This is a genomic window from Rhizobium sp. TH135, assembly GCF_002855515.1.
In the GTDB taxonomy this organism is placed as follows: Bacteria; Pseudomonadota; Alphaproteobacteria; order Rhizobiales; family Rhizobiaceae; genus Allorhizobium.
In genome coordinates, this window is the sequence record NZ_PKRP01000003.1 from 287,674 (window position 1) to 313,430 (window position 25,757).

A 25,757-nucleotide genomic window follows, 5' to 3' on the forward strand; every position below is an offset into this window, starting at 1 on the left:
CCATGTTGCAGCAAAAGATCCCCGCCACCGTCATCACCGGCTTCCTGGGGGCCGGCAAGACCACCATCATCCGCAACATGCTGATGAATGCCGGCGGCAAGAAGATCGCGCTGATCATCAATGAATTCGGCGATCTCGGCGTTGACGGCGACGTGCTGAAGGGCTGTGGCGCAGACAACTGCACCGAAGACGACATCATCGAACTCACCAATGGCTGCATCTGCTGCACGGTTGCCGACGACTTCGTGCCGACCATGCTGAAGCTGCTCGAGCGTGACGTGAAGCCCGACCACATCGTCATCGAAACTTCTGGCCTGGCGCTGCCGCAGCCGCTGGTCGCCGCCTTCAACTGGCCCGATATCCGGACCCGCGTCACCGTTGATGGTGTCGTCACAGTGGTCGACAGTGCTGCCGTCGCCGCCGGTCGTTTTGCCGATGACCACGACGCGGTCGCCGCCCAGCGCGCCGAGGACGACAATCTCGACCACGAAAGCCCCATCGAAGAACTCTTCGAGGACCAGCTGACCTGCGCCGACCTTATCGTGCTCAACAAGACCGATCTGCTCGACGCTGCCGGCATTGCTGCGGTGCGCGCGGAAGTCACCGGCCGCACCAGCCGCAAGCCTTCGATGATCGAGGCAAAGAATGGCGAAGTGCCCTCGCTCGTCCTGCTCGGCATCGGCGCCAGCACGGAAGATGACATCGACAACCGCAAGTCCCATCATGAACTGGAGCACGATGCGCTGCATGCCTCGGGCGAGGACCACGACCATCATCACGACCACGACGAGTTCGAAAGCTTCGTGCTGAAGCTCGGCGCGATCAAGGATGCCTCGGAGTTCATCGACCGCCTCAAGCCGGTTATCGAGAAGCACGATATCCTGCGTTTGAAGGGTTTCATCGACGTACCCGGCAAGCCGATGCGCCTCGTCATCCAGGCCGTCGGCACCCGCATCGACACCTATTTCGACCGTCCCTGGACGAGCGCCGAAAAGCGCGAGACGCGCATCGTCGTCATCGGCCTGCACGAATGGGATTTCGGTGCGGTCGTCGAGGACGTTCAGGCAGCGGCCGGCTGATCCATGCATCTCCTGCTTGCCCAGAAGGGATCGATCAGCGACGGCGACGAGGCGATCGATCTTGGCCAGACCCCGGGGGACGTGCTGTTCCTCTCGGCGGCCGACACGGAGTTGGCTGCGATCGCAGCCGCCGTGGAGGCGAGGGGCGAGCAGGCGGTTCGCTGGCGGCTTGCCAGCCTGATGACGCTCAAGCATCCGATGTCGGTCGATACCTACATCAAACGCACGGCACGCCATGCGCGGCTTATCGTCGTCAGAGCGTTGGGTGGAGCAAGCTACTTCCACTACGCGCTGGAGGCGTTGCATGCTTGCGCCCGTCGCAGTCGCGCTGTCATCGTCGTACTGCCCGGTGACGACAAGCCGGACGACGGACTCGCACCGTTCCAGAACAGCTCAGACGAGGACCGACAGGCTCTCTGGACCTATTTGACCGAAGGTGGCGCGGGGAATGCATCCGCTTTCGTCGCCTATGCCGAGGCCTTGCTCGCTGGCGCCGACCGGCCGGAGCCTGCACGTCCGCTGTTGAAGGCCGGCATCTGGTGGCCGGGCAGGGGCGTGATAGGGGTTGAGGAATGGGAGAGGCTGGCGTTTGCGGAGCCCCCCTCTGACCTGCCGCCCATCGCCCCACTCTGCTTCTACCGCGCCCTCGTCCAGGGCGGCGAGACGGCGCCAGTCGAAGCCATGGTCGAGGCCTTGAAGGCCGAGGGTCTCATTCCCCTGCCGGTGTTCGTCTCCAGTCTCAAGGACCAGGTCTCGGTCGATACGCTGCGCGCCATCTTCGACCGTTTCCCGCCATCGGTGGTCATCAACACGACAGGCTTTGCCGTCTCGACCCCGGGCGCCGAAAAGCCGTCGACGGTGCTCGACGAGACGGGCGCCGTCGTGCTGCAGGCGATCTTCTCCTCTTCGCCGCGTACCACCTGGGAGAATTCGAGCCAGGGCCTGAGCGCCCGCGATCTGGCGATGAGCGTCGCCCTTCCTGAAGTCGACGGCCGCGTCCTGACCCGCGCCGTCTCCTTCAAGTCGAAGGCGCGGTTCGATGAGCGGGTCGAAGCCAATCTCGTCAGCCATGAGCCGGATGCCGGCCGCATGCGCTTCGTCGCAGAGCTCGCTGCCAACTGGGCGAAGCTTCGCGCGACCGAAGCTGCGGATCGCCGGGTCGCCTTGATCATGGCCAATTACCCGAACCGTGACGGACGTCTCGGCAACGGGGTCGGTCTCGATACGCCAGCAGGCACGATCGAAGTGATGCGCGCCATGCGCGACGCAGGCTACGATCTCGCCGATCTGCCCGCGGACGGTGATGTGCTGATGCAGGCGTTGATGGCCGGCCCGACCAATGCGGCGAATGACGGACGCGTTATTCGAGAACGCCTTTCCGTCAGTGATTACATGAAGTTCTTCGAGGATCTTCCAAAAGAGGTTCAGGATCGCGTCACCGCGCGCTGGGGTGCCCCGGAGGCCGATCCCTTCAATCTCGAGGGCGCCTTCGCGCTGCCGCTGATGCGCTTCGGCAAGCTCATGATCGGCATCCAGCCGGCGCGTGGCTACAACATTGATCCCAAGGAAACCTACCATTCCCCGGACCTCGTGCCGCCGCATGGCTATCTCGCCTTCTACGCTTTCCTGAGGCGGGAATTCGGCGCTCAAGCGGTGATCCACATGGGCAAACACGGCAATCTCGAATGGATGCCGGGCAAGGCTTTGGCGCTGTCGGAAACCTGTTTCCCCGAAGCCGTGTTCGGCCCGCTCCCGCATCTCTATCCCTTCATCGTCAACGACCCCGGTGAGGGCACGCAAGCCAAGCGCCGCACCTCCGCCGTCATCATCGATCACCTGACGCCACCACTGACGCGGGCCGAAAGCTACGGACCGCTGAAGGACCTGGAGGCACTGGTCGACGAGTATTACGAGGCCTCCGGCGGCGATCCGCGCCGGTTGGTCCTTTTGAAGAAGCAGATCCTGGAGTTGATCGCCGATATCGGCCTCGACCAGGATGCCGGCATCGCCAAGGGCGAGGCGGAAGATCAGGCGCTGGAAAAGCTAGACGCCTATCTCTGCGACCTCAAGGAAATGCAGATCCGCGACGGGCTGCACATCTTTGGTCTAGCCCCTGAGGGGCGGTTGCTGACGGATCTCGTCGTCGCGCTTGCCCGGGTGCCACGCGGTCAGGGCGAGGGGGGTGATGCCAGCCTGCAGCGGGCAATCGCGTGGGATCTGCTGAAGACTGAAGGCTTCGACCCTCTCGACTGCGTCATGTCTGATCCCTGGACAGGCCCGAAGCCCGAGATGCTCGCCGATCGCGTCGACGCACCCTGGCGCACGGCCGGCGACGCCGTCGAGCGCATCGAACTCCTCGCTGCACAGCTGGTCGCGGGGGAGATCGCCTGCCCGGATGGATGGCCCCGCACCCAAGCCGTTCTCGCTGAAATCGGAACCCGCCTCAAACCCGCCGTCGTCTCCTCTGGCCCCGCCGAAATCCGGGGCTTGCTGAAGGGGCTAGCCGGCCAATTCGTGCCCCCGGGTCCCTCAGGCGCGCCCACGCGCGGGCGACCTGACGTCCTGCCCACAGGGCGAAACTTCTACTCCGTCGACAGCCGCGCAGTCCCCACGCCGGCGGCTTACGAACTCGGCAAGAAATCCGCCGAGCTTTTGATCCAGCGTTATGTGCAGGACCATGGCGAATGGCCTGTTTCATTCGGCATCACCGCCTGGGGCACGTCGAATATGCGCACCGGCGGCGATGATATCGCGCAGGCTCTGGCCCTCATCGGCGTCAAGCCGCTCTGGGACATGGCCTCGCGCCGCGTCACCGGCTTCGAGGTGATCCCGATGGCGATCCTCGGACGCCCGCGAGTCGACGTGACGCTGCGCATTTCAGGCTTCTTCCGCGATGCTTTCCCCGAACAAATCGCACTCTTCGACAAGGCGGTGCGCGCCGTGGCCGCCCTTGACGAAGATGAGGGCGACAATCCGATCGCGGCCCGTGTCCGGGCAGAGACCGGCAAACTGGTCGCCGAAGGACTCGATGCAAAACAGGCCGCCCGTCGCGCCGGCTACCGCGTCTTCGGCTCTAAGCCTGGCGCCTATGGGGCTGGCCTGCAGGCACTCATCGATGAAAAGGGCTGGACCGACCGCGCCGATCTCGCCGAGAGCTATCTCGTCTGGGGCGGTTATGCCTATGGCGCGGGCGAGGAAGGGAAGGCCGAACGTGGGCTGTTCGAGGAGCGGCTGCGCTCTGTCCAGGCCGTGGTGCAGAACCAGGACAACCGCGAGCACGATCTGCTCGACAGCGACGACTACTACCAGTTCGAAGGCGGTATGACGGCGGCGATCGAACATGTGGCGGGTGTCAGGCCCAAGGTCTATCACAACGACCATTCGCGGCCGGAAAAGCCGGTGATCCGCAGCCTCGAGGAAGAGATCGGTCGTGTCGTGCGCGCCCGTGTGGTCAATCCAAAGTGGATCGACGGCGTCATGCGCCACGGTTACAAGGGCGCTTTCGAGATCACTGCCACGGTGGACTACATGTTCGCCTTCGCCGCAACGACGGGTGCCGTCCGCGACCATCATTTCGAGGCCGTCTACCAGGCCTTCATTCTGGATGAGCGCGTGCGCGACTTCATGGCCGAGAAGAATGCACCGGCCCAGAAGGAACTGGCCGAGCGCCTGATCGAAGCGATCGACCGAGGCCTGTGGACGCCGAAGAGCAATTCGGCCAAGTTCACGTTGAGCGAAATGGTCGATGGAGGTGTGCGTGCCTGACGTTCAGGATGGAAAGCCGTTGGTTTTGAGCGGCCATTGCCTGTGCGGTGGGGTGCGCTTCCGCACAACTGGCCTCGTTCGAGCCTCCGGCCATTGCCATTGCGAAAGCTGCCGCCGCGCTGCCTCCTCGCCGGTCACCACCTTCTTCACCGTTCCGCGCAAGGGAATAGAACTCTCTGGTGAAAGCCTTCGCTACTACGCGTCTTCGCCCGGCGTTCGCCGCGGCTTTTGCGGCAATTGCGGCTCGCCGATGTCCTTCGAGACGGAACGCCGACCTGAGGATATCGATTTGTATGTGGCGAGTCTTGATGACGGCCTTTCCGTCCCGATCCGTGAGCACTGGCACTGGGACGAACGCGTCGACTGGCTGACTGTCGTCGACGAGCTGCCGAAGAGCGAGGGCGGCGTGTGACGAAGTCGGTGCATATCGAACTGGTGGAGGGTGATGACGCTCTCCTGACCGGAGCCGTCGATGCCATTCTCGATGAGGCAGCCAAAGCGCAGGGACACCCGTTCGAGGGGCGCAAGGTTCAACTGCGGGCCCTGGACGCTGACGGCAAGATGTTGGGCGGGCTGATCGGCGCCCATCTGCAGCGCTGGTTCTTCGTTAAGCTTCTCGCTGTTTCGCCCGAGGCGCGCGGCGGCGGCATCGGTGCGCAGTTGCTCGCACGAGCCGAAGCCATGGCGCGCGAGGATGGTCTCGTCGGGATCTATCTCGACACCTTCGAATTCCAGGCGCCGCGCTTCTACCTCCGCGAGGGCTACCGCGAGATCGGTCGCTTGCCGAAGGTGGGAGATGCCCCGCAGCGGATCTGGTTTGCAAAAGAATTCAACGAGACCGGGAGTACGACATGACCGAGGAAACCACTGCGAGCGGCGAAGCCGATCTCGCCCGCCACGCGGAAAAGATGGCCAAGAAGAAGGCCGCGCGCGACAAGATCATGGCGACGAAGACGGGCGAGAAAGGCCTGATCATCGTTCATACCGGCAAGGGCAAGGGCAAGTCGTCCGCCGCCTTCGGCATGATCTTCCGCCACATCGCCCACGGCAAGAAATGCGCCGTTGTCCAGTTCATCAAGGGCGCCATGTCGACCGGCGAACGGGACATGATCCTCAAGCATTTCTCGGACCTCTGCGACTTCCACACCATGGGTGAAGGCTTCACCTGGGAAACCCAGGACAAGGCGCGCGATATCGAGATGGCGCAGGCCGCCTGGGCGAAGGCCAAGGAGTTGATCCGCGATCCCTTAAATTCCATGGTGCTGCTCGACGAGGTAAACATCGCCATCCGCTACGACTATATCGATCTGGCCGAGGTGCTGGAGTTCCTCGCGACCGAGAAGCCTCCGATGACGCATGTCGTTCTGACCGGCCGCAACGCCAAGGACGAGTTGATCGAGCTTGCCGATCTCGTAACCGAGATGGAACTGGTGAAGCACCCCTTCCGCTCGGGCATCAAGGCTCAGATCGGGGTCGAGTACTAATAGGCGAACGGCCCAGGGGCTGAGTACTTAGCGCCGAAGAAAATCTGGGAGCGATCTATTATGGATCACTGACAGAATTTCGATGTCGGGAGACCGGATGGCGTAGAAGATCAGGTGCTCGCCCTGAGGATAGGAATAGCAGTTATCACGCAGTTCGGGTCGCGCTCGGCCAAGGAGAGGTTGCTCGGCAAGCCATCTGAAACGGTGCCTGAGTTCGCCGAGGTATTTGCGACGCTGCTCATTGCCCCATTGCCGCGCGGTATAGTCATTGATCGCCTTGAGATCATCAGCCGCTTTCGGCGTAAGGCGATAGCGGCCGCTCAACGGTGATCGACCTCGACATCCGTCTCGATCAGACGGTCGAGAAAATCGTCGCCGACAAACACTCCCGCCTTAGCCTGTTGCCGGCCTTCATCGATTTGTAGAAGAACGTCTGCAAGCTTGCGGTCCTGATCTTCCAAGCCTTTCAGCGCATCGTGCACGACCTCCTCCGCAGACGCATAGCGACCGCTCTTGACCTTCTCATCGATGAAGTTGAGCCAATGAGCTCCAAGATTGAGAGCTGTCTTTGCCATGGTTCCTCTCTGCGGGCCCTGAGTTGCCGAGAGTGAATATAGTGCTGCGCTCTCGGTCTGCAAAGAACGGACTCTTCAGACCCCGATCCACACCCGGATCGGGTTCGTCGGGTCAGCGAGCAGTCGGATCGCGAGTGCCACGCAGGTAACGACCAGCAGCGGCTTGATGATCTTGGCGCCCTGGCGCATGGCGAAGCGTGAGCCGGTCTGGGCACCGAGGAATTGACCGACGCCCATCAGGAGGCCGACTTTCCAGAGCACCACGCCGCTGGCAACGAAGATCAGGAAAGCGCCGACATTGGAGCCGAGGTTCAGAAGCTTCGTATGCGCCGTCGCCTTCAACATGCCAAATCCGGCAAGCGAGACGAAGGCAAGCATGAAGAACGAGCCGGTGCCCGGGCCGAACACTCCGTCATAGAGGCCGATCAGCGGCACAAGCGTTACGCCGAATACGAAGGGTGTCATGCGCTGATGGCGGTCTTCGTCGGAAATGTTCGGCTTCAGCGCAAAGTAGAGCGCGATGGCAACAAGCAGGAAGGGCATGAGCACCCGCAGAACGTCTCCCGGCACCACGGTTGCGATCAGGGCACCGATGGCACCACCGATGACCGCCATGACAGCCATCGGCAGCTGCTTTTTCAGATCCACATGACCTTTGCGCGCATAGGCAAGCGTCGCCGACCCCGCGCCGAACATTGACTGCAGCTTGTTGGTGCCGAGCGTTTCCAGCGGCGGAATTCCCGCAATCAGCATGGCTGGAATGGTGATCAACCCGCCGCCACCGGCAATCGAATCGATGAAGCCGGCGATAAAGGCAGCGACGAACAAAAGCAGCAGGGCTTGGAAGGCGAGATCGGCCACGGGGAGACTCGTGCAGGGTGAGGGAAGGTGCCGTCGTTGTGGACCAAACGCCTCGGCTGCGCAACCTTGCAAGGCCGTGTCGTGCGGGTCGCAGAGGGGACATTCTGTGAACTGCCGCTTCCGTCACACAAAGCGCCGCAATCCGGTTTGACCGCTGGGTTAGGCTTCGATAAAGCTCAGGGTAATGTGCGACGGCGCCTGTTCGACAGGCTGGAAATAGTCCGGTGCGGCCGACCCAATCAGGGGGCCAATTCCGGAGCTGTCCCAAAGGCCATGGACCACGCCTGAAGAGGTGGATGGTTCGGCGCTTCGTACAGGCAGACAAAACGAAGCAGGGAGGCCTTAACCTATGGCGGAAAAACTCGGAATCATGGTCTGCGGCCACGGCAGCCGCAATCAGAATGCGGCGAAGGAATTCGCCGTGATCGCAGAGGCGCTGCGCGCCCGCAACCCCGACATGCCGGTCGAATACGGCTATCTCGAATTCTGCAATCCGGTGATCTCAGCCGGTCTCGACAGTCTGCGCGAACAGGGCGTGACCCGCGTGCTGGCCGTCCCCGGCATGCTGTTTGCTGCCGGCCACGCCAAGAACGACATTCCCTCGGTGCTCAACACCTATCAGGCACAGAACCCGGGCATGGTGGTCAACTACGGCCGCGAGCTTGGCATCGACCTGAAGATGATCCGCGCCGCTGGTGATCGCATTCAGGCGGCCGTCGATGAGGCAAACGAGACGCTCGGCTTCGTCGAGAAACACGACACGCTGCTGATGGTCGTCGGTCGCGGCTCGTCTGATCCGGACGCCAATTCCAACGCCACCAAGGTCATGCGCATGCTCTGGGAAGGCATGGGCTTCGGTTGGGGCGAAACCTGCTATTCGGGTGTCACCTTCCCGCTGGTGGAGCCAGGCCTGACCCATGCCGCCAAGCTTGGCTACAAGCGCATCGTCGTCTTCCCGTATTTCCTGTTCACCGGCGTGCTGGTGAAGCGCATCTACAGCTACACCGACGAGGTGGCAGCGCGTTACCCGGAGATTCAGTTCGTCAAGGCGAGCTATCTGAACGACCACCCGCTGGTTCTCGACGCGTTCCAGGATCGTGTGAAGGAGATCCTCGAAGGCGCGGCGGTGATGAACTGCCAGATGTGCAAGTATCGCGAACAGGTGCTCGGCTTCGAGGCTGACGTGGGCCAGCCCCAGGAAAGCCATCACCACCACGTCGAGGGCATCGGCGGCGGTTTGGAAAACTGTCCCTGCAAGGGGGATTGCGACGCCTCCTGCCGCGATCCCGATTTCTGTCGCGAGCATGGCCTGCCGTGGACACCGCTGCACAGCCATGCGGAACCGGCACCTTTGAAGCCAGTGCCCGTTGAGCCGACCTTCGACTACGCGCCGTCCTTCACACTCGGTGGCAAGTATGCCGGCCTCAAGGACAAGACCCCTGATGCCGATCTGCAGGCGGTGATGGACGCTCCGTCCTCCGGCAAGGCTGCCCAGCACGAGCATGGTCCCAACTGCGGCTGTGGCCATCACGACCACGATCATGGTCACGGACATCACCACGACCATGGTCATCACCATGGCCACGATCACGGACACGACCATGGACATGCCCACGGTCATTCCCATGGTCACGGTCACGACCATCATCACGCACCTTACCCCCATGCCGACCATCCGCTGGGGCCGAAGTCGATGCAGAAGAAAAAGTAATGCCGCTCTTCGATCGCATCCTGATCGTCGACTGGTCCGGTGCCGGACAACCGGTGACGGGCAAGAACTCGCTCTGGGCGTGCCTCGCTCGGCGCGAGGGCGATCGGGTTGTGATCGACTGGAACGAGAATTTTCCGACCCGTCATGTCTTCATGCAACGACTTAATGTCGTGGTCGGCGCCGCGCTTGCCGAAGGCCAGCGCCTTCTCTGCGGCTTCGACTTTGCCTTCGGCTATCCGGCAGGCACCGCCGAGCGATTGACAGGGGCTGCGGACTGGCGGGCCCTTTGGTGCAAGATTGCTGACGAAATCGAGGATGCGCCTGACAACTGCAACAACCGCTTCGATCTCGCATCGCGCTGGAACGCCACCCATTTTGCCGGCGAGCCGCGCTTCTGGGGGCGGCCGCATCAGCATGTCTATGCCGATCTCTCAGACAAAAAGCCGCCCGCGCCGACAAACGCGCCGCTCGCATTCCGCCGCTCGGAGTGTTTTGCCAAGGGGGCGAAGTCCGTCTGGCAGCTGACCTATAATGGGTCCGTTGGCAGCCAGACCCTGCTTGGCATCGCGCGTCTGTCCCGTTTCCTCGATGAGAGGGACCACAGTGAACACATCGCCGTATGGCCGTTCGAGACGGGATTTGCCGGCTCCTTCAAAAAACCTGTGGTCTTCGCGGAGATATACCCGTCGCTCTTTGCGCTGCCAGAGGGCGACGGGGTCAAGGACGCCCTTCAGGTGCGGACCGTTGCTGACACCTTTGCGCGGTTTGATGCGGATGGCCGGCTTGGCGCCTTGCTTGATCGTCCGGCGGTGCTGACGGATAACGAGGTCGCCGTTTCGATTGCCGAAGAGGGCTGGGTGCTCGGGATCGGGCATCTGGAACTTTCGCGGGAGATGGCAGCATGACATCGTCCCTCGACTACATCCGCGACCCCGCCGAAATCTACCGCCAGTCCTTCGCCACCATCCGCGACGAAACCGATCTCGAGCGATTCCCGTCCGTCCTCCAGCCGCTCGTCATACGCCTCATCCATGCCTGCGGCATGGTCGACCTCGCCGATGAAGTCAGGTGGTCGGACGGGGCCTTCGAGGCCGGTGCTGCAGCTCTTGAAAAAGGGGCGCCTGTCCTCGTCGATGTCGAAATGGTCCGCCACGGCGTGATCCGCCGCCTGCTCCCGAGCGACAACGAGATCCTCTGCCTTTTGAATGACGATCGTGTGCGACCGAAGGCGGCGGAGATAGGCAACACACGCTCCGCCGCCCAGGTCGACCTCTGGGACGAACATCTTGGTGGCGCCGTGGTAGCGATCGGCAATGCGCCAACGGCACTCTTCCGCCTGCTGGAGCGCATCGACGCTGGTGCGCCGAAGCCGGCTATCATCCTCGGCTTTCCCGTCGGCTTCGTGGGTGCAGCCGAAAGCAAGGAAGAACTGATCGCCAATTCCAGAGGCATTCCCTATATCGCAGTCCGTGGTCGTCGCGGCGGTTCGGCCATGGCCTCGGCAGCGGTGAATGCCTTGGCAGGAGGGCTGGGCACCAATGTCTGAGCATGCGCACGGCCCCTGGCTCACCATCATCGGCATCGGCGACAACGGACTGGAAAGCCTGACGCCCGAGGCACAGGCGGTCGTCTGGCAGGCGGAGACGCTCGTCATCGGAGAGCGGCTGGATGCTGTGATCGATGGCGCCAGCCTGCCCGGGCTGAAACGCATCCTCACCTGGGGTGCAGGTTTCCGCGAGACGCTGGCGCAGATCTTGAAGCTTCGTGGCACGCCGGTCACGGTGCTCGCCACCGGTGATCCCATGCATTTCGGCATTGGCGCCACGCTCCGGCGTTATGTGGCGGCAGAGGAAATGGTGGTGCTGCCGAGTCCGTCGGCCTTCTCTCTGGCTGCTGCCCGTCTCGGTTGGCCGCTTCAGTCGGTCACGCAGATCTCCCTGCATGGCCGCCCGCTCGCCTTCCTCAATCGCCACGTCATGCCGCGGGCCCGCATTCTGGCGCTGACCTCGGACGCCTCCACCGTGCAGGCTGCCGCCGTGTTGCTCGCCGAGCGTGGCTTTGGCGCCTCGGTGCTGCATGTGCTGGAGCACATGGGCAGCCATCGCGAGCGCATTCTGCGCATGACCGCACTGGAAATGGCCGAGACATGCCCTGCGATGTCGGACTTCAATACGCTGGCCATCGATTGCGCTGAAGACGGACCGCTTCTGGCATCGGTGCCAGGTCTGCCGGACGAGGCCTTCCGTCACGACGGGCAACTGACCAAGCGCGAGATCCGCGCCGCGACGCTGGCGCAACTGGCACCCTTTCCGAACGCGCTGCTCTGGGACGTTGGCGCCGGCTGCGGCTCGATCGCCATCGAATGGATGCGTGCGGGCATGGGCACGAAGGCGATTGCCATCGAGCCGAAACCAGAGCGGGTAGCGATGATCCGCGCCAATGCCGAGACCCTGGGCGTGCCGGATCTGGAGATCGTCGAGGGCCATGCGCCGGAAGCACTGACCGGTCTGAAGCGCCCGGATGTCATCTTCATTGGTGGCGGCATTACCGGGGAGGGGCTGTTCGACACCTGCTGGGCAGCGCTTGGGGTCGGCGGCCTTCTGGTTGCCAACGCCGTGACGATCGAGGGTGAAGCGCGACTGGCGGAACTGCGCGGCCAGTATGGCGGTGAACTCGTGCGTATCCAGGTTTCGCGAGCGGCCCCGGTCGGGCGCTTTTGCGGCTGGAAGTCGCTGATGCCGGTCACGATGTGGACGGTTGTGAAGGGAGAGGCTGAATGACAGGAAAACTCTACGGCCTGGGGCTCGGGCCCGGCGATCCGGAACTGCTGACCCTGAAGGCGCATCGCATTCTGACGCAATGCCCTGTGATTGCCTATCCGGCACCCGACACCGGCCCGAGCTTCGCCCGCCAGATCGCAGCCCCTTATCTGACCGCAGCGCAGTTGGAGGTGCCGATCATCGTGCCGATGCGGGTCGAGCGCTTTCCGGCGCAGGATATCTACACCAAGGCTGCTGAGACGCTGTCGCATCATCTGGACGCCGGTTCTGATGTTGCCGTCCTTTGCGAAGGTGACCCCTTCTTCTACGGCTCCTTCATGTATCTCTTCGAGCGCCTGGCGGATCGATATCCGACCGAGGTCGTGCCCGGCGTGTCCTCGATGATGGCCGCTGCCGCAGGCCTCGGACGGCCGCTTGCTGCCCGCAACGACGTGCTGACGGTGCTGCCGGGACCCCTCTCGGATGACGAGCTTGCAGCCCGTATCGAGGCCTCCAGCGCCGTCGCCATCATCAAGCTCGGCCGGCATTTTGCCCGTATCCGCGCGCTGATCGAGAGCCTCGGGCTGACCGGGCAGGCCGGATATGCGGAGCGCGTGAGCCTTGCCGAACAAAAGCTCACGCCGCTTGCCGAGGTGGCCGAGGACACTGCGCCCTATTTTTCGATGATCCTGATCTATAAGGGCGACGAACGCTGGCATCCGGCACTCGCCAAGACGCTGGGAAGCGCGGTGTGATGACGGACATCGCCGCATCACCGGCCAAACCGGTCGTCGTCATCCTGAGTGAGGCCGCCGCTTCGCTGGGTCGCCGGATTGCAGCGGACATCGGCGGCGAACTGCATGGTGCTGCCGCCCGCGTTGAGGAGGCGGATGTTCGTTTTGCCTCTGCCAAGGATCATGTCCAGGCGCTGTTTGCCGCCGGCCGACCGATCGTTGCTGTGATGGCTTCTGGCGCGCTTATTCGTCTCCTCGCGCCGCTGCTCTCTGACAAACAGTCGGAACCGCCTGTGCTCGCCGTCGCCGAGGATGGTTCCTCTGTTGTGCCGCTGCTCGGCGGCCACCATGGCGCCAATGACCTCGCACGACAGATCGCGACCGCCATCGGTGCCCATGCCGCAATCACGACGGCCGGCGACCTGAAATTCGGGTTAGCGCTTGATCAGCCGCCGGAAGGCTATGTGCTCGCCAATCCCGAGAGGGCCAAGGCAGTGATGGCCGAACTTGTGGCCGGCTCTGGCGCCCGGCTCGAGGGTGCATCCGCCAACTGGCTTACCCAATCAAGACTTCCATTTAAACAAGAGGCCCGCGTGACGCTGACCGTGACCGACCAACAGAAGACATCAGGCGAGCTGGAACTCGTTTATCATCCGAAGACGCTTGTGCTCGGCATGGGCTGCGAGCGGCACGCAAAGCCGGAAGAGGCGATTGCCTTGGCCGAGGAAGCGCTGGCCAAGGGTGGTTTCGCGAAGGAAAGCCTGGCGGCCATCTGCTCGATCGATCTGAAGGCGGATGAGACGGCGATCCATGCGGTGGCCGCCCATTTCAACATACCGGCCCGCTTCTTCACGGCAGGCACGCTGGAGGCCGAGGCGCCCCGGCTGAAGAACCCGTCCGAAGTGGTCTTCGCCGAAGTCGGCTGCCACGGCGTGGCGGAAGGGGCGGCCCTTGCGGCTGTCGGCGCTGCGGGCGAACTCGTCGTCGAAAAGATCAAGTCGAAGGGCGCTACGGCCGCGATCGCCAGGGCTGCTGACATCCTCGACGCGAAGACGATCGGCCGTGCCCGCGGCACCCTTTTCGTCGTCGGTATCGGCCCAGGCTCGGAGGGCTGGCGGTCGCCCGAGGTCTCGCGCATGGTCCAGGCCTCCACGGATCTCGTCGGCTACTCGCTCTATCTCGACCTGCTCGGCCCGCTCGCCGACGGCAAGACCCGCCACGATTTCGACCTCGGCAAGGAAGAGGCCCGCGTCGTGCATGCCATGGAGCTGGCGGGTGAGGGCAAGACAGTGGCGCTGGTTTGCTCCGGCGATGCCGGCATCTATGCCATGGCGACGCTGGTGTTCGAACTCTTCGACAAGGGCGGCATCACCGATGGCGCGAGCCGCATCGAGGTGCAGGTCTCGCCCGGCATTTCTGCACTGCAGGCTGCCGCTGCCCGCATCGGCGCGCCGCTCGGCCATGATTTCTGCACCATATCGCTCTCGGACCTTCTGACCCCTTGGGAGCATATCCAGCGCCGGGTGAAGGCAGCAGGCGAGGGCGATTTCGTCATTGCCTTCTACAATCCCGTCTCGATGAAGCGCCGCACGCAGCTCGCCTATGCCCGAGACGAATTGTTGAAATACCGCCCGGCATCCACACCCGTCATTCTCGCCACCAATCTGGGGCGCGAAGGCGAAAACGTCCGCACTGTGCCGCTCGGAGAATTGAATGTCGACGACGTCGACATGCTGACCGTCGTGGTGGTCGGCTCGTCAGAGAGCCGGACGGTGACGACCGGCGACGGAAAGACCTGGGTTTACACCCCTCGCGGTTATTCGGGGAAGGCAGACAGTGGCATGAAGGGAAATGAAGCATGACCGTCTATTTCATCGGCGCAGGGCCCGGTGCCCCCGATCTGATCACCGTACGCGGCCTTCGCCTCATCGAGCGCTGCCCGGTCTGCCTCTATGCCGGCTCGCTGGTCCCGGAGGAGATCGTCAAGGCGGCGCCCGAGGATGCACTCGTCAAGGACACCGCCCCGATGCATCTCGACGAGATCGTCGCCGATATGGTGGCAGCCCATGAACGCGGCGAAGATGTCGCGCGTGTGCATTCCGGCGATCCCTCGATCTACGGCGCGATTGCCGAACAGATGCGCCGTCTTGATGCGGCAGGCATTCCCTATGACGTCGTTCCGGGCGTTCCGGCTTTCGCGGCGACCGCCGCACGGCTGAAGACCGAGCTGACGCTTCCCGAGATCGCCCAGACCGTCATCGTCACGCGCACCGAAATGAAGGCATCCTCGATGCCGGAATTCGAGACGCTGGAGATCCTCGGCAAGTCGCGGGCGACGCTTGCCATTCATCTGTCGATCCGCAACCTCGCGCATATCCGGGATACACTGACGCCCTATTATGGCGAGGATTGCCCGGTTGTGATCGCCTATCGCTCTACCTGGCCGGACGAGCTCTTCATCCGCACGACCCTGAAGGACATGGCGGAAGAGGTACGCAAGGCGAAGATCACGCGGACGGCACTGGTGCTGGTCGGCAAGGTCTTCGGTCATGTCGAATTCCGCGACAGCGATCTCTACAATTCCGACTTCAGCCACGTGCTGCGCAATGTCGGGAAAAAGAAGAAGTCGGGCGCCTGAGCGCCAGTCTTCCCGTCGTCATGCAGCGGGTCTATCGTCGCGCCCACTCAGCGCCAGCTGGCCAACAACAAGAAAAGGACTTCTCCCATGCACAAGGTCATCTTCGATACGGATCCGGGCGTCGACGACGCCATGGCGCTCCTCTTCCTGCACCATCATCCGGAGATCGACCTCCTCGGCATCACGACCGTGTTCGGGAATGCCGAGATCGACATCACGACCCGCAACGCGCTGTATCTGAAGCGCGAATGGAAGATCGATGCCCCCGTTTCACGCGGCGCCGGCGAGACCTTCCTCCCGCATCGGGTCAGCCATGAGCCACCGAAATTCATCCATGGCGATGACGGGCTTGGCAATATCGGCGTGCCCGAGGTGACGGATGTTCATGCCGACCCACGCCCGGCTCACCGCTTCATCGTCGAGACGGTGCGTGCCAATCCGGGCGAGGTGACCATCGTCGCCGTCGGCCGCATGACCAACCTCGCTAATGCGCTGAAGGAAGACCCCGAGATCGTCAATCTCGTGAAGGAGATCGTCATCATGGGCGGCGCCTTCGACGTCAACGGCAATGTGACGCCGGCCGCCGAAGCCAATATCCACGGGGACCCGGAAGCGGCAGACGTCGTGATGACGGCAAAATGGCCTATCGTGGTCGTCGGGCTCGATGTCACCATGCAGACGGTGATGACCCGTTCGCAGCTCGCAGACATCCGAGACGCCGCCGGCACCAGCCGCGCGCGCCTGCTGTTTGATCTCTCGCAGTTCTACATCGATTTCTACGAAGGCCTGGTCGACGACGGCATGGTCGTTCACGACAGCTGCGCCTGCGTTTATGTCGTGGCGCCGGAACTCTTCAAGACCCGTAGCGGCGTGATCCGCGTCATCTGCGGCGGCATCGCCGATGGCCAGACGATCCAGAAGCCGGATGGTCGCGGATTTGGTCCCTCCGATTGGGATGGTGATCTGCCAAGCCAGAAGATCTGCACCGAGATCGATGCGTTGGCTGTGCTGAAGCTCATTCACGACGTGATCGTTGCCGTCCGCGAAGACTGAGCAGCGCCGCTGAGCAGACAAAGAAAAACCCCGGATCTGGGAGGAGATCCGGGGTTTTTCTATTCAGGATCCGACCGAAGTCGGGACCAATCAGCCGTTGACGGCGTGACGGGCGACGCGACGGATGTCTTCGCGGCCAATGCCGAGGTCGCGGAGTTCGCGGTCCGACATGCGGCCGAGTTCGGTGATGGTCTGACGATACTTGCGCCAGTTGTTGAGCGAGCGAGCGATGTTCATGGGCTTACCTCTTTGGTGGTTGGACCCATCCGCGGGCCCCTTCGAATTTGTTGAGCTGAATATATGCTGCGTTGCGAAACGTTTGAAGACATAATGCGGCAGAGCACCCATGCGCTCTGCGCATACCCATCGATTTAACGCTTTGTTAATTGATGCTTTTTTGAGCGTTTGCATCTCGGCAGACGTCGCCCTGCAAATGGGCACGCGTCTGCATGCGGTTGGCAAGTCTTTCGGGTTTGGGAAACTGAGGGCAAAAAAATAACGCTCACCGGGGGAGGAGGTCCGGTGAGCGTCATTTTTGCAGACCAACGACTGGGAGGAGGAGTGTCGTTGGCCAATCGATCCAGCATTGGGAGGAGGTAACGCTGGTCGAAGATCTGAGCGCCAGTAGTTCCGTCGCTCTGTTGAGAATGAATATAGGCGACACATACGGCTTTGTGCAGTGCAAAAAGAGCATGGAAGGCATGCGGTTCTTGCATGGGCGTTGGAATGCCGAATTGAAGATGGCTACATTCCCTTGTCTTTCCTCTGCTGCCGTTTCAGATTGTCGTCGGGAACAACGGGGACATGCGAATGTACAGGGGCAGGCTGAAACGCGATCTCGACGATTGGGTCGGGCGTGGACTGATTGATGCGGCAACAGCCGGGAGGTTGCTGGCGGACGTCGATCAAAGGGGCGCACGCTTCAGCATCGGCGGCGTGCTATCGATGTTCGCAGCCCTGCTCATCGCCGCGTCTCTCTTGATGCTGATCGCGGCCAACTGGGAACTCATCCCGCGTCTGGTGAAGGTCGTCGGCATCATCGGCCTGATCTGGATCTTTCATGCGGTCGCAGCGATTGCCTGGCTACGCGGTGCCGATCGGATCGCAGCTGGATCGCTTGTGCTCGGTTCTGCGGCCTTCGGCGGCGCCATCGCCTTGATCGGCCAGCTCTACCATCTCTCGGGCGATACCTTCTCCGCGATGTTCCTGTGGTTCACGGTCGCCGCCGTTTCTGCCGCACTCTTCCGGTCCGGCGCGCTGACGGTCGTGACGGGCGCGCTTTCGCTTGTGACCTTCGGCGGTGGGTTTGACAGTTTCGGCTGGGATATCGGCAGTCATGGCATCTGGGCCTGGTGGCCACCCTTTGGAGCAGCCGTTGTTTTCGGCCTCGCAAACTGGACGGGCGCAAACAGGGCCAAGCATTTCGGTTACATCCTCCTCGTCAGCTGGATCTGGTGGATGACGATCCTCGATCGAAGCGAGGTCTATGTGTTTGGCGTGGGTATTGCCGCAACGTTGGTCTTCCTGGCGCTAACGGTGCCCGTATCGCCCCTGGCGGCAATCCATCGGCGGCTCGGTGCATCCGGCAGCTTCTATGCCCTGCTGCTCGCCTTGAGCGGTTTTGCTTATGTGCAGGGCAGTGCGGTGGATGCGGTCTCGATCGCTGTGCTTGGGGTGATTATCCTCGCCCTGTCGATCGCCGCGATTGCGCTCGACGGTCGCGACAATGGTGCGGTCCGTTTCCTCGCTTACGGCGCCTTTGCAGCTGAGGTCCTTTATCTGTCCTACGAGACGATCGATAGCATACTCGGAACCTCGGCCTTCTTCCTGCTTGCGGGTCTCGTTGTGGCGATCCTCGCCTTCATCGTCATTCGCCTCGAGAAACGCTTCTCCCGTCCAGTCGCAGAGGTGACGTCATGATCGCTGCAAAACCCTTTGCCGCCGTCGCGCTGTTCATCGCCATCGTCCAGACGGCGATCCTCGGCTACATGATCGAAGGTAGGGCATCCATTCTGAGATCCGGAACGGATGTGCTGCTGAAGACAGCGCCGGTCGATCCGCGCGATCTTCTGCGTGGCGACTATGTCATCCTGACCTATGACATCTCCACGATATCAACGACGTCGATCACCGGCACCCGACCTGAGACCGGGGAAGTCGCAAGTCTGAATGTGCGGTTGAAGCCGGGTGTCGATGGTTTCTGGACGGTCTCTGCTGCCTCCTTCGATCCGCTCGCCGAGGAGGCGGGCAGCGTCGTGCTGATCTCGCAGCCCGTGACCATCTACGACTGGGAGTGGCAGAACGCGGGCAACCTCACTGTCTCCTACGGCATCGAGCGCTTCTACGTCCCGGAAGGCGAGGGCAGGCCGATCGAGGATGGCCGCAACCAGGGTCGGGTCTCGGTCGCGGTGCGTGTCTCCGAAGACGGTCAGGCACAGATTCGCGCCCTGATGCTCGACAACGAGCCACTCTACGAAGAACCGCTTTACTGAGTGCTGCCATTCCCCCGCTGCAAAGCCTGTGAAGCCTGCCCGGTGGGCCTTGCAATACTGTCATTTTTCCTTTGCGTGCGGGAAAACGGGTGTTATAGAGACGCGCGCTCCGGAGGGGCCATGCGCGAATGCGACATGCGCTTTTGGACGCGGGTATGGTGAAATTGGTAGACACGCCAGATTTAGGTTCTGGTGCCGCAAGGCGTGGGAGTTCAAGTCTCTCTACCCGCACCAGCTAAGCCGCGCGGGATCGATGAGAGAACACCGAGGTGTGACTCCCGTCAGTCCGGCGCCGTTTTGCTTGGCAGATTGTTGACGAATTGCGACGCAGCCACGTCCGGGAAAATCAATTCCGGCGTCGTGCTCAGGGAAAACCACCGGCTGTCCGAGCACGGCCGCCACGACATGAAGGTAAGAACATGCAGGTTATCGAAACGCTCGCTGAAGGGCTGAAGCGCGAAATCAAGGTCATCATTCCGGCCAAGGACATGGAACAGCGCATGAACGAGCGCCTGGCCGATGTGAAGGACAAGGTCCGCATCAACGGCTTCCGCCCGGGCAAGGTGCCGACCTCCCATGTCAAGAAGATGTACGGCAAGTCGATCATGGCTGAACTCGTCAACGAGATCATCCGCGACAAGCCGTCGGCGATCCTGTCGGAGCGCGGCGAAAAGTCGGCGACCCAGCCGGAAATCGTCATGACCGAAGACGAGAAGGAAGCGGAAAAGATCCTGTCGGCTCAGGCCGACCTGGAATTCACGCTCTCCTACGAAATCATCCCGGCGATCGAACTGAAGTCGGTCGACGGCATCAAGGTGACCCGTGAAGTTGTTGAAGTCTCGGAAGACGAGATCAACGAGCAGATCCTGAAGATCGCCGAAAGCGCCCGCACGTTTGAGACCAAGAAGGGCAAGGCCGCTGAAGGCGACCGCGTCACCATGGACTACCTCGGCAAGGTCGATGGCGAAGCCTTCGACGGCGGCAAGGACGAAGACGCTGAACTCGTCATCGGCTCCAACCGCTTCATCCCGGGCTTTGAAGATCAGCTCGTTGGCCTCAAGGCTGGCGACGAGAAGGTCATCACCGTAAACTTCCCGGCCGATTACCCGGCTGCCAACCTTGCTGGCAAGGAAGCCACCTTCGACATCACCGTCAAGGAAGTGGCTGCTCCTGCCGCCTCCGAAATCAACGACGAGCTGGCCACCAAGCTCGGCGTCGAATCGGTCGAAAAGCTGAAGGAAATCGTTCGCGGCCAGATCGAGAGCCAGTACGGCAACGTCACCCGCCAGAAGGTCAAGCGTCAGATCCTCGACCAGCTTGACGCTCTGTACAAGTTCGAGTCGCCCTCGAAGCTCGTCGATGCCGAGTTCGAGAACATCTGGCGCCAGATCAACACCGATCTCGCTCAGTCCGGCAAGACTTTCGCTGACGAAGACACGACCGAAGAAGCGGCCCGCGAAGAATACCGCGCGCTCGCCGAGCGTCGCGTTCGCCTCGGCCTCGTTCTCTCCGAAATCGGCGAAAAGGCCGGCATCGAAGTGACCGAAGAAGAAATGCAGCGTTCGCTCTTCGCTCAGCTGCAGCAGTTCCCGGGTCAGGAAAAGCAGATCCTCGACTTCTTCCGTAACACGCCGGGTGCCGCCGCTTCGCTGCGCGCGCCGATCTTCGAAGAGAAGGTCATCGACAAGCTGCTGGCTGAAGTCTCCGTCACCGACAAGAAGGTGAGCAAGGAAGAACTTCTGGCAGATGACGCCGAAGAAGGCGAAACCTCGGCCAAGAAGGCAGCTCCGAAGAAGAAGGCTGCTGCCAAGGCTGAAGACGCTGCTGAAGGCGAAGAAGCTGCGCCGAAGAAGAAGGCCGCTCCGAAGAAGAAGGCCGCCGAAGGCGACGCCGAGTAATCTTCGTGCCTGATTGATATCAAGAGAAAGCCGTCCCTCGGGGCGGCTTTTTCGTGTTTGCAGATGGGAGAGTGACGATGCAGATCAGGCTCATTCGCAGTGCGACGCTCGCCGTCCAGATGGCCGATGTCCGGCTGCTGATCGATCCCTGGCTGGCAAGCAAGGGCGAGGGGAAAAGCTATTCCGGCCGTGGCCCGTCGCCGCTCGTCGATCTGCCTTGCCCAGTCGAGGAGCTGCTGGATGGCATCGATGCAGTGCTCGTCTCCCATCTCCACTCCGATCATTTCGACGAGGTAGCGCAACGCGTGCTGCCGAAGTCCATCCCGGTCCTCTGCCACGCCCGGGACCGGGATCAGATTGCGGCGATGGGCTTTTCCGATGTGAGAGCGATCGGCGACGGGACGGCGGTCGGGGGCGTCACCATCCGCGCGACGGACGGCCGCCATGGACCGCCCGAGGTACTGGAAGACATGGGCGAGGTATCCGGCTTTCTGATCAGCGTTACCGGCGAGCCGACACTCTACTGGGCGGGTGACACGATCCTCTGCCCTGAGGTGGAGGCCGTGATGGCGGAGGAAAGGCCTGACATCGTTGTCGTCCATGGCTGCGGTGCACTGTGGCAGGGCAAGGGGCCATTGGTGATGGACGGTCAGATGGTGCTCGATACCGTCAGGCTTTCCGGCAATGCCACCGTTGTGGTCACCCATCTCGATGCGGTCGACCACGCGACGGTCTCGCGCGCCGAGCTCAGGCACGTGGCTGCAGAGGCCCCTATCGATCAGAGCCGGTTGCTGGTGCCCGAAGACGGCGAGTTGCTGAGCTTCTAGGCGGATCCGGTCTCAGCGCCGGCACGTGCGACGCGCCGCTCCACCGACAAGAGACCGATCACGCCGAGCAAGGCGAGCACTAGCCCGAGCCACGCCGATCCGGAATAGCCAAGGTAATGCGAGCCGACCGCGAAGGCGGCCGCGTTGATTCCATTGCCGAGGAAGGAATTGATCGGCAGGAAAGCCGTGCCGAGGCCGGGGCGTCCGGGGAAAAGATCCTGGAAATAGCTGAGCGGCAGCGCCAGAAGTGCTGCTGCAAAGGCTGCACCCGGCAGTGCAAGCGCGTAGATGTGCCACGGCGCGGAAGCGAAGCTGAGGGCTGCCATATAGCCGCCATAGCCGAGCGCCGCGGTCACGATCATGCCGACGATGCTGTGGCGCTTGAGCAAATGCGCCCACATCAGCATGAAGGGGATCTCGACAAGTGCCGTCATGCCGGCGATCAGCCCGACATCGGCAGTCTTGCCGCCGAGCTGTAGCGTGAGGATGAGAGGCCAGACCGTGCCGCTCAGCCGCAAGGTCGAGGTGATCGCTGCGATCGAAACCATGCGGATCAGCACGTCGCGGGCGGCGAGTTCCTTGAGTGCTGCGAGAAAGCCGGGCGCCGAGGTATCCCGGACCGGTCGACTGGGCGGGGCTTTGAGGACAAATGTCGCGCAGATGAGGATGAACAGGCAAAACAGCGCGGCGATCCCCCAAGCGCCGAGCATGTTGCCGGACGCCCCAAGTGCCAGCCCGAGCCCCGCGGGCGTCACCACCCAGGCGGCGGAAACCACAGCGCGCAAGGTACCGTTGATCGACGCAGCATCCGCCGGTTCGATGTCGCCGGTTTCCAGCCGCGCGCTGGCAAACAGCAGCGAGCTGGTGGCGTAGAAGAAGGGCACGACCAGCGAGGTCGCGCCGAGGAAGACCGGGACAGAGGGAAACAGGTAGATGGCGCCGTAGCCGATGACACCCAGCGTCGACATCGCCATCAGCATATGGCGCCTGTCGCCCAAGAGGTCTGAGATTATGCCGAGCGAAACGCTGATGACGACGGCGGAGACCGAGGAGACCAGCACAAGCAGCGAAAAGGCCTGATCGCTCATCCCGAGCGTGCCGATCGCGGTCACCGAAAGATACGGGATCGTCGCCCCGAAGGCCGACCCTTGGGCAAAGATCATCAAGGACAAAACGAGCAATTGCGGGCGGCCGGCAATCTGGCCGAAGGTTGAAAACATGAGAGGATCTCTGCTGCCGATGCAGCGAAAAATCGGCGGGGAGCCGGAAGGTTTAAAGAGAACCATCCTGACATGAGTCGCGCCACGACGCAGCCGATCTCATTCAAGCCGGCAGCCTGCTGTCCGCAATTGGCTACTGATCGCTGGCTAGATTCTATTCGGCAGCCCGCCGCTCGACCTTTTCCGTCTTCAGCTCGCCCATCCGGTTCCACGCGTCGAGCCCGGCGATCTTGTAGGCTTCGGCGAGCGTCGGATAGTTGAAGGTGTTCTCGACGAAATATTCGACCGTGCCTTTGAGATTGAGCACCGCCTGGCCGATATGCACCAGTTCGGTGGCACCTTCGCCGACGATATGCACGCCGAGAAGACGGCGGGTCTTGAGCGAGAAGATCATCTTCAGCATGCCGCTGTCGAGGCCCATGATGTGGCCGCGCGAGGTCTCGCGGAAATGCGCGATGCCCGTTTCATAGGGAATGCTGCGCTGGATGACCTCTTCTTCCGTGAGCCCGCAGGTGGAGATCTCGGGAACCGCATAGATGCCGTATGGGAAGAATTGGGGTGGTTCATGCGCCGGTGCGCCGACCGCATGACGAGCCGCAATCCGGCCCTGTTCCATCGAGGTCGAGGCGAGCGACGGGAAGCCGACCACGTCCCCGGCCGCATAAATACTGGGGACGGCGGTCTGGAACGTCTCGGGGTTGACCTTCAACCGACCACGATTGTCGGCTTCGAGCCCTGCGGCTTCCAGGTTCAGCGAATCGACAGCCCCGACGCGACCGGCAGCGAAAAGGACCATTTCGGCGGTTAGAACACGACCGTTCTTGAGTGTGACGCGGCACTTGCCATCGACCTTTTCGACGCCCTCGACCGTCTGGCCGAAGATCAGCTTCATGTTGCGGTCACGCAGCTGGTAGGTGAAATCCTCGACGATTTCCTTGTCGATGAAATCGAGCATCGTATCGCGTGGCTCGACCACAGTAACTGCGGTATCGAGCGCCGAAAAAATCGTCGCATATTCGATGCCGATGACGCCTGCGCCGATGACGATCATCGACCGCGGTAGCTCCTTGATCTCGAGGATTTCGTCGCTGTCGATGATGCTCGAACCGTCGAAGGGAATATGCGAGGGCTTGAAAGGACGGGTACCGACGGCGAGGAGAACGGACTTGGCCTGCACATGCAGCACTTCGCCATCTTCTTTCGTTACCTCGATTGTCTGCGCATCGATGAAACGCGCCGTGCCGCGCATCTGCTGCACGCGGTTGCGGGAGAACTGATGCTCGAGAACTTCGACCTCGTGGTCGAGCGTGATGAGCAGGCGGCGGCGCAGGTCGTCGGCGTTGATTTCCTGCTTCACACGGTAGCTGCGGCCATAAAAGCCGCGCTCGCGCCAGCCGGTGAGGTTCAGGGCCGTCTCGCGCAGCGTCTTCGACGGAATGGTGCCGGTATGCACCGAGACGCCGCCGACGCGCGTGCCTTTTTCGATGACGAGAACCTTCTTTTCCAGCTTGGCAGCCTGGATCGCCGCACGGCGTCCGGCCGGTCCGCTACCGATCACGACGAAGTCATACTGGTTCATGAGGTGCCTCTGATTCGCCTGCCGCCATGCTGCAGTGCACATTATCAAGAAGCAGTATGACAGGGCAACGTCACCGTTTCGTTATCATGCTGGAGGGGCCAAAGGGTTGGGGCACCCCCGATCTGGGGGTGCCCAAAGGCGCCTGGCCGTCAGATCAGCCGCAGGCCCTTGAGGCTGGCGTGACCATCCTTGCCGATAATGATGTGGTCGTGAACGGTGATACCGAGAGGCTTGGCGGTCTCGACGATGGTCCGGGTCATGTCGATGTCCGCCCGCGACGGTGTCGGGTCGCCACTGGGATGGTTGTGCACCAAGATAATAGCGGTCGCAGACAGTTCGAGCGCCCGTTTGACAACCTCGCGCGGATAAACCGGCGTGTGATCGACGGTACCGCGCCCCTGGATCTCGTCGGCAATCAGCACGTTACGCTTATCGAGAAAGAGAATGCGGAACTGCTCCGTCGTCTCATAGGCCATCGCGGCATGGCAGTAGTCGATCACCGACGACCAAGAAGACAGAACCTGCTTTTCGCGAAGCTCACTCTTCAGCATGCGCTGGGCGACATTGGCGATCAGCTTCAGGTCGAGCGCAACTGTCTCACCCACGCCCTTGACCTCCTGCAGCAAGGCTGGAGGCGCGCCGAGCACGCCGGCAAGCGTCTGGAACCGTGCCAGCAGTGCCTTGGCGATCGGTTTCGTGTCGCGGCGCGGGATGAGCCGAAAAAGCAGGAGCTCGAGGATCTCGTAATCGGCAAGCGCTGTCTCGCCGCCTTCGCGGAACCGACTGCGTAGCCGTTCCCGATGGCCAAGGTAATGCGCCTCTGGCTGCAGTGTGGCGCGTGTCGAGGCGGCCTTCGCCAGATTGCTCTCACGCGTCGGCTGTTCGGCGAAGAAGCTGCGCTCGTCCGCGCCGTCCCTCATCTGCGCTTGGCCTGCGCCGAAGAGATCACCGGCCGGTTGTGCTGTCGCGCCCTCGTGGCGCAAGGGTTCGTCTGAAAACGGAAGCTTGCTCGTCATGCCACCCCAATCCTGACCCTCATGGTCGAGCGGCTGAAAAGCCGCACGGATATAGTGACACGACTG

Annotated in this window: 24 protein-coding genes and 1 tRNA gene; 18 read left to right on the forward strand and 7 right to left on the reverse strand. The window is 62.2% G+C overall.

Going from position 1 to position 25,757, the window contains the following annotated elements:
- Positions 1 to 2: 2 nt before the first annotated feature.
- From cobW to cobO, 5 genes are read left to right on the forward strand one after another with little or no spacing between them, the layout of a single operon-like run.
- A complete protein-coding gene (cobW, locus tag C0V73_RS10335; RefSeq protein WP_102019919.1) occupies positions 3 to 1,079 on the forward strand; it encodes a cobalamin biosynthesis protein CobW in 1,077 nt (358 codons plus the stop codon).
- Positions 1,080 to 1,082: 3 nt separating this feature from the next.
- Positions 1,083 to 4,844 (forward strand): cobaltochelatase subunit CobN, encoded by a 3,762-nt coding sequence (gene cobN / locus C0V73_RS10340; RefSeq protein ID WP_102019920.1) that lies wholly within the window; start codon positions 1,083 to 1,085, stop codon positions 4,842 to 4,844.
- The gene (locus C0V73_RS10345) at positions 4,837 to 5,256 is read left to right on the forward strand and encodes a GFA family protein (RefSeq protein WP_172450124.1); all 420 of its coding nucleotides are present in this window, start codon (positions 4,837 to 4,839) and stop codon (positions 5,254 to 5,256) included. Before cobN ends, C0V73_RS10345 begins: the two co-directional genes overlap by 8 nt.
- On the forward strand, positions 5,253 to 5,699 hold the full coding sequence (locus C0V73_RS10350) for a GNAT family N-acetyltransferase (RefSeq protein WP_102019922.1): 447 nt from the start codon (positions 5,253 to 5,255) through the stop codon (positions 5,697 to 5,699). Before C0V73_RS10345 ends, C0V73_RS10350 begins: the two co-directional genes overlap by 4 nt.
- A complete protein-coding gene (gene cobO / locus C0V73_RS10355; RefSeq protein WP_102019923.1) occupies positions 5,696 to 6,328 on the forward strand; it encodes a cob(I)yrinic acid a,c-diamide adenosyltransferase in 633 nt (210 codons plus the stop codon). The genes C0V73_RS10350 and cobO overlap by 4 nt, the downstream gene beginning before the upstream one ends.
- Positions 6,329 to 6,355: 27 nt before the next feature.
- Here cobO and C0V73_RS10360 read toward each other — a convergent pair whose 3' ends face one another.
- From C0V73_RS10360 to C0V73_RS10370, 3 genes are all read right to left on the reverse strand, one after another.
- Positions 6,356 to 6,652 (reverse strand): type II toxin-antitoxin system RelE/ParE family toxin, encoded by a 297-nt coding sequence (locus tag C0V73_RS10360; RefSeq protein WP_102019924.1) that lies wholly within the window; start codon positions 6,650 to 6,652, stop codon positions 6,356 to 6,358.
- On the reverse strand, positions 6,649 to 6,903 hold the full coding sequence (locus C0V73_RS10365) for a type II toxin-antitoxin system ParD family antitoxin (protein ID WP_102019925.1): 255 nt from the start codon (positions 6,901 to 6,903) through the stop codon (positions 6,649 to 6,651). Before C0V73_RS10365 ends, C0V73_RS10360 begins: the two co-directional genes overlap by 4 nt.
- Before the next feature lie 75 nt (positions 6,904 to 6,978).
- On the reverse strand, positions 6,979 to 7,764 hold the full coding sequence (locus tag C0V73_RS10370) for a TSUP family transporter (protein WP_102019926.1): 786 nt from the start codon (positions 7,762 to 7,764) through the stop codon (positions 6,979 to 6,981).
- Positions 7,765 to 8,113: 349 nt separating this feature from the next.
- Here C0V73_RS10370 and C0V73_RS10375 point away from each other — a divergent pair, with 349 nt between their 5' ends.
- From C0V73_RS10375 to C0V73_RS10410, 8 genes are all read left to right on the forward strand, one after another.
- Positions 8,114 to 9,475: a sirohydrochlorin chelatase gene (locus C0V73_RS10375; protein WP_102019927.1), complete on the forward strand. Its 1,362-nt coding sequence runs from the start codon at positions 8,114 to 8,116 to the stop codon at positions 9,473 to 9,475.
- Positions 9,475 to 10,380: a cobalamin biosynthesis protein CbiG gene (locus tag C0V73_RS10380; RefSeq protein WP_102019928.1), complete on the forward strand. Its 906-nt coding sequence runs from the start codon at positions 9,475 to 9,477 to the stop codon at positions 10,378 to 10,380. Before C0V73_RS10375 ends, C0V73_RS10380 begins: the two co-directional genes overlap by 1 nt.
- On the forward strand, positions 10,377 to 11,021 hold the full coding sequence (locus C0V73_RS10385) for a precorrin-8X methylmutase (RefSeq protein WP_102019929.1): 645 nt from the start codon (positions 10,377 to 10,379) through the stop codon (positions 11,019 to 11,021). The genes C0V73_RS10380 and C0V73_RS10385 overlap by 4 nt, the downstream gene beginning before the upstream one ends.
- Positions 11,014 to 12,255, forward strand: a complete 1,242-nt coding sequence (cbiE, locus tag C0V73_RS10390) for a precorrin-6y C5,15-methyltransferase (decarboxylating) subunit CbiE (protein WP_102019930.1) — start codon at positions 11,014 to 11,016, stop codon at positions 12,253 to 12,255. Before C0V73_RS10385 ends, cbiE begins: the two co-directional genes overlap by 8 nt.
- On the forward strand, positions 12,252 to 12,989 hold the full coding sequence (gene cobI, locus C0V73_RS10395; protein ID WP_102019931.1) for a precorrin-2 C(20)-methyltransferase: 738 nt from the start codon (positions 12,252 to 12,254) through the stop codon (positions 12,987 to 12,989). The genes cbiE and cobI overlap by 4 nt, the downstream gene beginning before the upstream one ends.
- A complete protein-coding gene (cobJ, locus tag C0V73_RS10400) occupies positions 12,989 to 14,830 on the forward strand; it encodes a precorrin-3B C(17)-methyltransferase (protein ID WP_102019932.1) in 1,842 nt (613 codons plus the stop codon). The genes cobI and cobJ overlap by 1 nt, the downstream gene beginning before the upstream one ends.
- Positions 14,827 to 15,606, forward strand: coding sequence for a precorrin-4 C(11)-methyltransferase (cobM, locus tag C0V73_RS10405; RefSeq protein WP_102019933.1), 780 nt, complete (start codon positions 14,827 to 14,829; stop codon positions 15,604 to 15,606). The genes cobJ and cobM overlap by 4 nt, the downstream gene beginning before the upstream one ends.
- An 87-nt stretch (positions 15,607 to 15,693) precedes the next feature.
- Positions 15,694 to 16,659, forward strand: a complete 966-nt coding sequence (locus tag C0V73_RS10410; protein WP_102019934.1) for a nucleoside hydrolase — start codon at positions 15,694 to 15,696, stop codon at positions 16,657 to 16,659.
- Positions 16,660 to 16,749: 90 nt separating this feature from the next.
- Here C0V73_RS10410 and C0V73_RS10415 read toward each other — a convergent pair whose 3' ends face one another.
- Positions 16,750 to 16,896 (reverse strand): DUF1127 domain-containing protein, encoded by a 147-nt coding sequence (locus C0V73_RS10415; RefSeq protein WP_006728511.1) that lies wholly within the window; start codon positions 16,894 to 16,896, stop codon positions 16,750 to 16,752.
- A gap of 567 nt (positions 16,897 to 17,463) precedes the next feature.
- Here C0V73_RS10415 and C0V73_RS10420 point away from each other — a divergent pair.
- From C0V73_RS10420 to C0V73_RS10440, 5 genes are all read left to right on the forward strand, one after another.
- Positions 17,464 to 18,579, forward strand: coding sequence for a DUF2157 domain-containing protein (locus tag C0V73_RS10420; protein WP_245407936.1), 1,116 nt, complete (start codon positions 17,464 to 17,466; stop codon positions 18,577 to 18,579).
- Positions 18,576 to 19,151 carry a GDYXXLXY domain-containing protein gene (locus C0V73_RS10425; protein ID WP_102019936.1) on the forward strand — a complete coding sequence of 192 codons (576 nt, stop codon included), beginning with the start codon at positions 18,576 to 18,578 and terminating at the stop codon, positions 19,149 to 19,151. The genes C0V73_RS10420 and C0V73_RS10425 overlap by 4 nt, the downstream gene beginning before the upstream one ends.
- Positions 19,152 to 19,300: 149 nt before the next feature.
- A tRNA-Leu gene (locus C0V73_RS10430) sits at positions 19,301 to 19,385 on the forward strand.
- 185 nt (positions 19,386 to 19,570) lie between these two features.
- Positions 19,571 to 21,049, forward strand: a complete 1,479-nt coding sequence (tig, locus tag C0V73_RS10435; protein ID WP_102019937.1) for a trigger factor — start codon at positions 19,571 to 19,573, stop codon at positions 21,047 to 21,049.
- Positions 21,050 to 21,126: 77 nt separating this feature from the next.
- The gene (locus C0V73_RS10440) at positions 21,127 to 21,876 is read left to right on the forward strand and encodes an MBL fold metallo-hydrolase (protein ID WP_102019938.1); all 750 of its coding nucleotides are present in this window, start codon (positions 21,127 to 21,129) and stop codon (positions 21,874 to 21,876) included.
- Here the strand turns inward: C0V73_RS10440 and C0V73_RS10445 are convergent.
- The 3 genes from C0V73_RS10445 to radC all read right to left on the reverse strand — a co-directional run bounded on the left by C0V73_RS10445 (position 21,873) and on the right by radC (position 25,595).
- The gene (locus C0V73_RS10445; RefSeq protein ID WP_102019939.1) at positions 21,873 to 23,096 is read right to left on the reverse strand and encodes an MFS transporter; all 1,224 of its coding nucleotides are present in this window, start codon (positions 23,094 to 23,096) and stop codon (positions 21,873 to 21,875) included. The genes C0V73_RS10440 and C0V73_RS10445 overlap by 4 nt on opposite strands.
- 154 nt (positions 23,097 to 23,250) lie before the next feature.
- Positions 23,251 to 24,675 carry a Si-specific NAD(P)(+) transhydrogenase gene (gene sthA / locus C0V73_RS10450; protein ID WP_102019940.1) on the reverse strand — a complete coding sequence of 475 codons (1,425 nt, stop codon included), beginning with the start codon at positions 24,673 to 24,675 and terminating at the stop codon, positions 23,251 to 23,253.
- 149 nt (positions 24,676 to 24,824) lie between these two features.
- Complete coding sequence (gene radC / locus C0V73_RS10455; RefSeq protein ID WP_245407955.1) at positions 24,825 to 25,595, reverse strand: DNA repair protein RadC; 771 nt, start codon at positions 25,593 to 25,595, stop codon at positions 24,825 to 24,827.
- Positions 25,596 to 25,757 lie beyond the last annotated feature (162 nt).

What these genes read in the sequence shown, in the direction of transcription:
- cobW (WP_102019919.1), top strand. Translation starts at nt 3, where the DNA reads ATGTTGCAGCAAAAGATCCCCGCCACCGTCATCACCGGCTTCCTGGGG.
- cobN (WP_102019920.1), top strand. Translation starts at nt 1,083, where the DNA reads ATGCATCTCCTGCTTGCCCAGAAGGGATCGATCAGCGACGGCGACGAG.
- cobO (WP_102019923.1), top strand. Translation starts at nt 5,696, where the DNA reads ATGACCGAGGAAACCACTGCGAGCGGCGAAGCCGATCTCGCCCGCCAC.
- C0V73_RS10365 (WP_102019925.1), bottom strand. Translation starts at nt 6,903, where the DNA reads ATGGCAAAGACAGCTCTCAATCTTGGAGCTCATTGGCTCAACTTCATC.
- C0V73_RS10375 (WP_102019927.1), top strand. Translation starts at nt 8,114, where the DNA reads ATGGCGGAAAAACTCGGAATCATGGTCTGCGGCCACGGCAGCCGCAAT.
- C0V73_RS10380 (WP_102019928.1), top strand. Translation starts at nt 9,475, where the DNA reads ATGCCGCTCTTCGATCGCATCCTGATCGTCGACTGGTCCGGTGCCGGA.
- C0V73_RS10385 (WP_102019929.1), top strand. Translation starts at nt 10,377, where the DNA reads ATGACATCGTCCCTCGACTACATCCGCGACCCCGCCGAAATCTACCGC.
- cbiE (WP_102019930.1), top strand. Translation starts at nt 11,014, where the DNA reads ATGTCTGAGCATGCGCACGGCCCCTGGCTCACCATCATCGGCATCGGC.
- cobI (WP_102019931.1), top strand. Translation starts at nt 12,252, where the DNA reads ATGACAGGAAAACTCTACGGCCTGGGGCTCGGGCCCGGCGATCCGGAA.
- cobJ (WP_102019932.1), top strand. Translation starts at nt 12,989, where the DNA reads ATGACGGACATCGCCGCATCACCGGCCAAACCGGTCGTCGTCATCCTG.
- cobM (WP_102019933.1), top strand. Translation starts at nt 14,827, where the DNA reads ATGACCGTCTATTTCATCGGCGCAGGGCCCGGTGCCCCCGATCTGATC.
- C0V73_RS10410 (WP_102019934.1), top strand. Translation starts at nt 15,694, where the DNA reads ATGCACAAGGTCATCTTCGATACGGATCCGGGCGTCGACGACGCCATG.
- C0V73_RS10415 (WP_006728511.1), bottom strand. Translation starts at nt 16,896, where the DNA reads ATGAACATCGCTCGCTCGCTCAACAACTGGCGCAAGTATCGTCAGACC.
- C0V73_RS10420 (WP_245407936.1), top strand. Translation starts at nt 17,464, where the DNA reads ATGCGAATGTACAGGGGCAGGCTGAAACGCGATCTCGACGATTGGGTC.
- C0V73_RS10425 (WP_102019936.1), top strand. Translation starts at nt 18,576, where the DNA reads ATGATCGCTGCAAAACCCTTTGCCGCCGTCGCGCTGTTCATCGCCATC.
- tig (WP_102019937.1), top strand. Translation starts at nt 19,571, where the DNA reads ATGCAGGTTATCGAAACGCTCGCTGAAGGGCTGAAGCGCGAAATCAAG.
- C0V73_RS10440 (WP_102019938.1), top strand. Translation starts at nt 21,127, where the DNA reads ATGCAGATCAGGCTCATTCGCAGTGCGACGCTCGCCGTCCAGATGGCC.
- C0V73_RS10445 (WP_102019939.1), bottom strand. Translation starts at nt 23,096, where the DNA reads ATGTTTTCAACCTTCGGCCAGATTGCCGGCCGCCCGCAATTGCTCGTT.
- sthA (WP_102019940.1), bottom strand. Translation starts at nt 24,675, where the DNA reads ATGAACCAGTATGACTTCGTCGTGATCGGTAGCGGACCGGCCGGACGC.
- radC (WP_245407955.1), bottom strand. Translation starts at nt 25,595, where the DNA reads ATGAGGGACGGCGCGGACGAGCGCAGCTTCTTCGCCGAACAGCCGACG.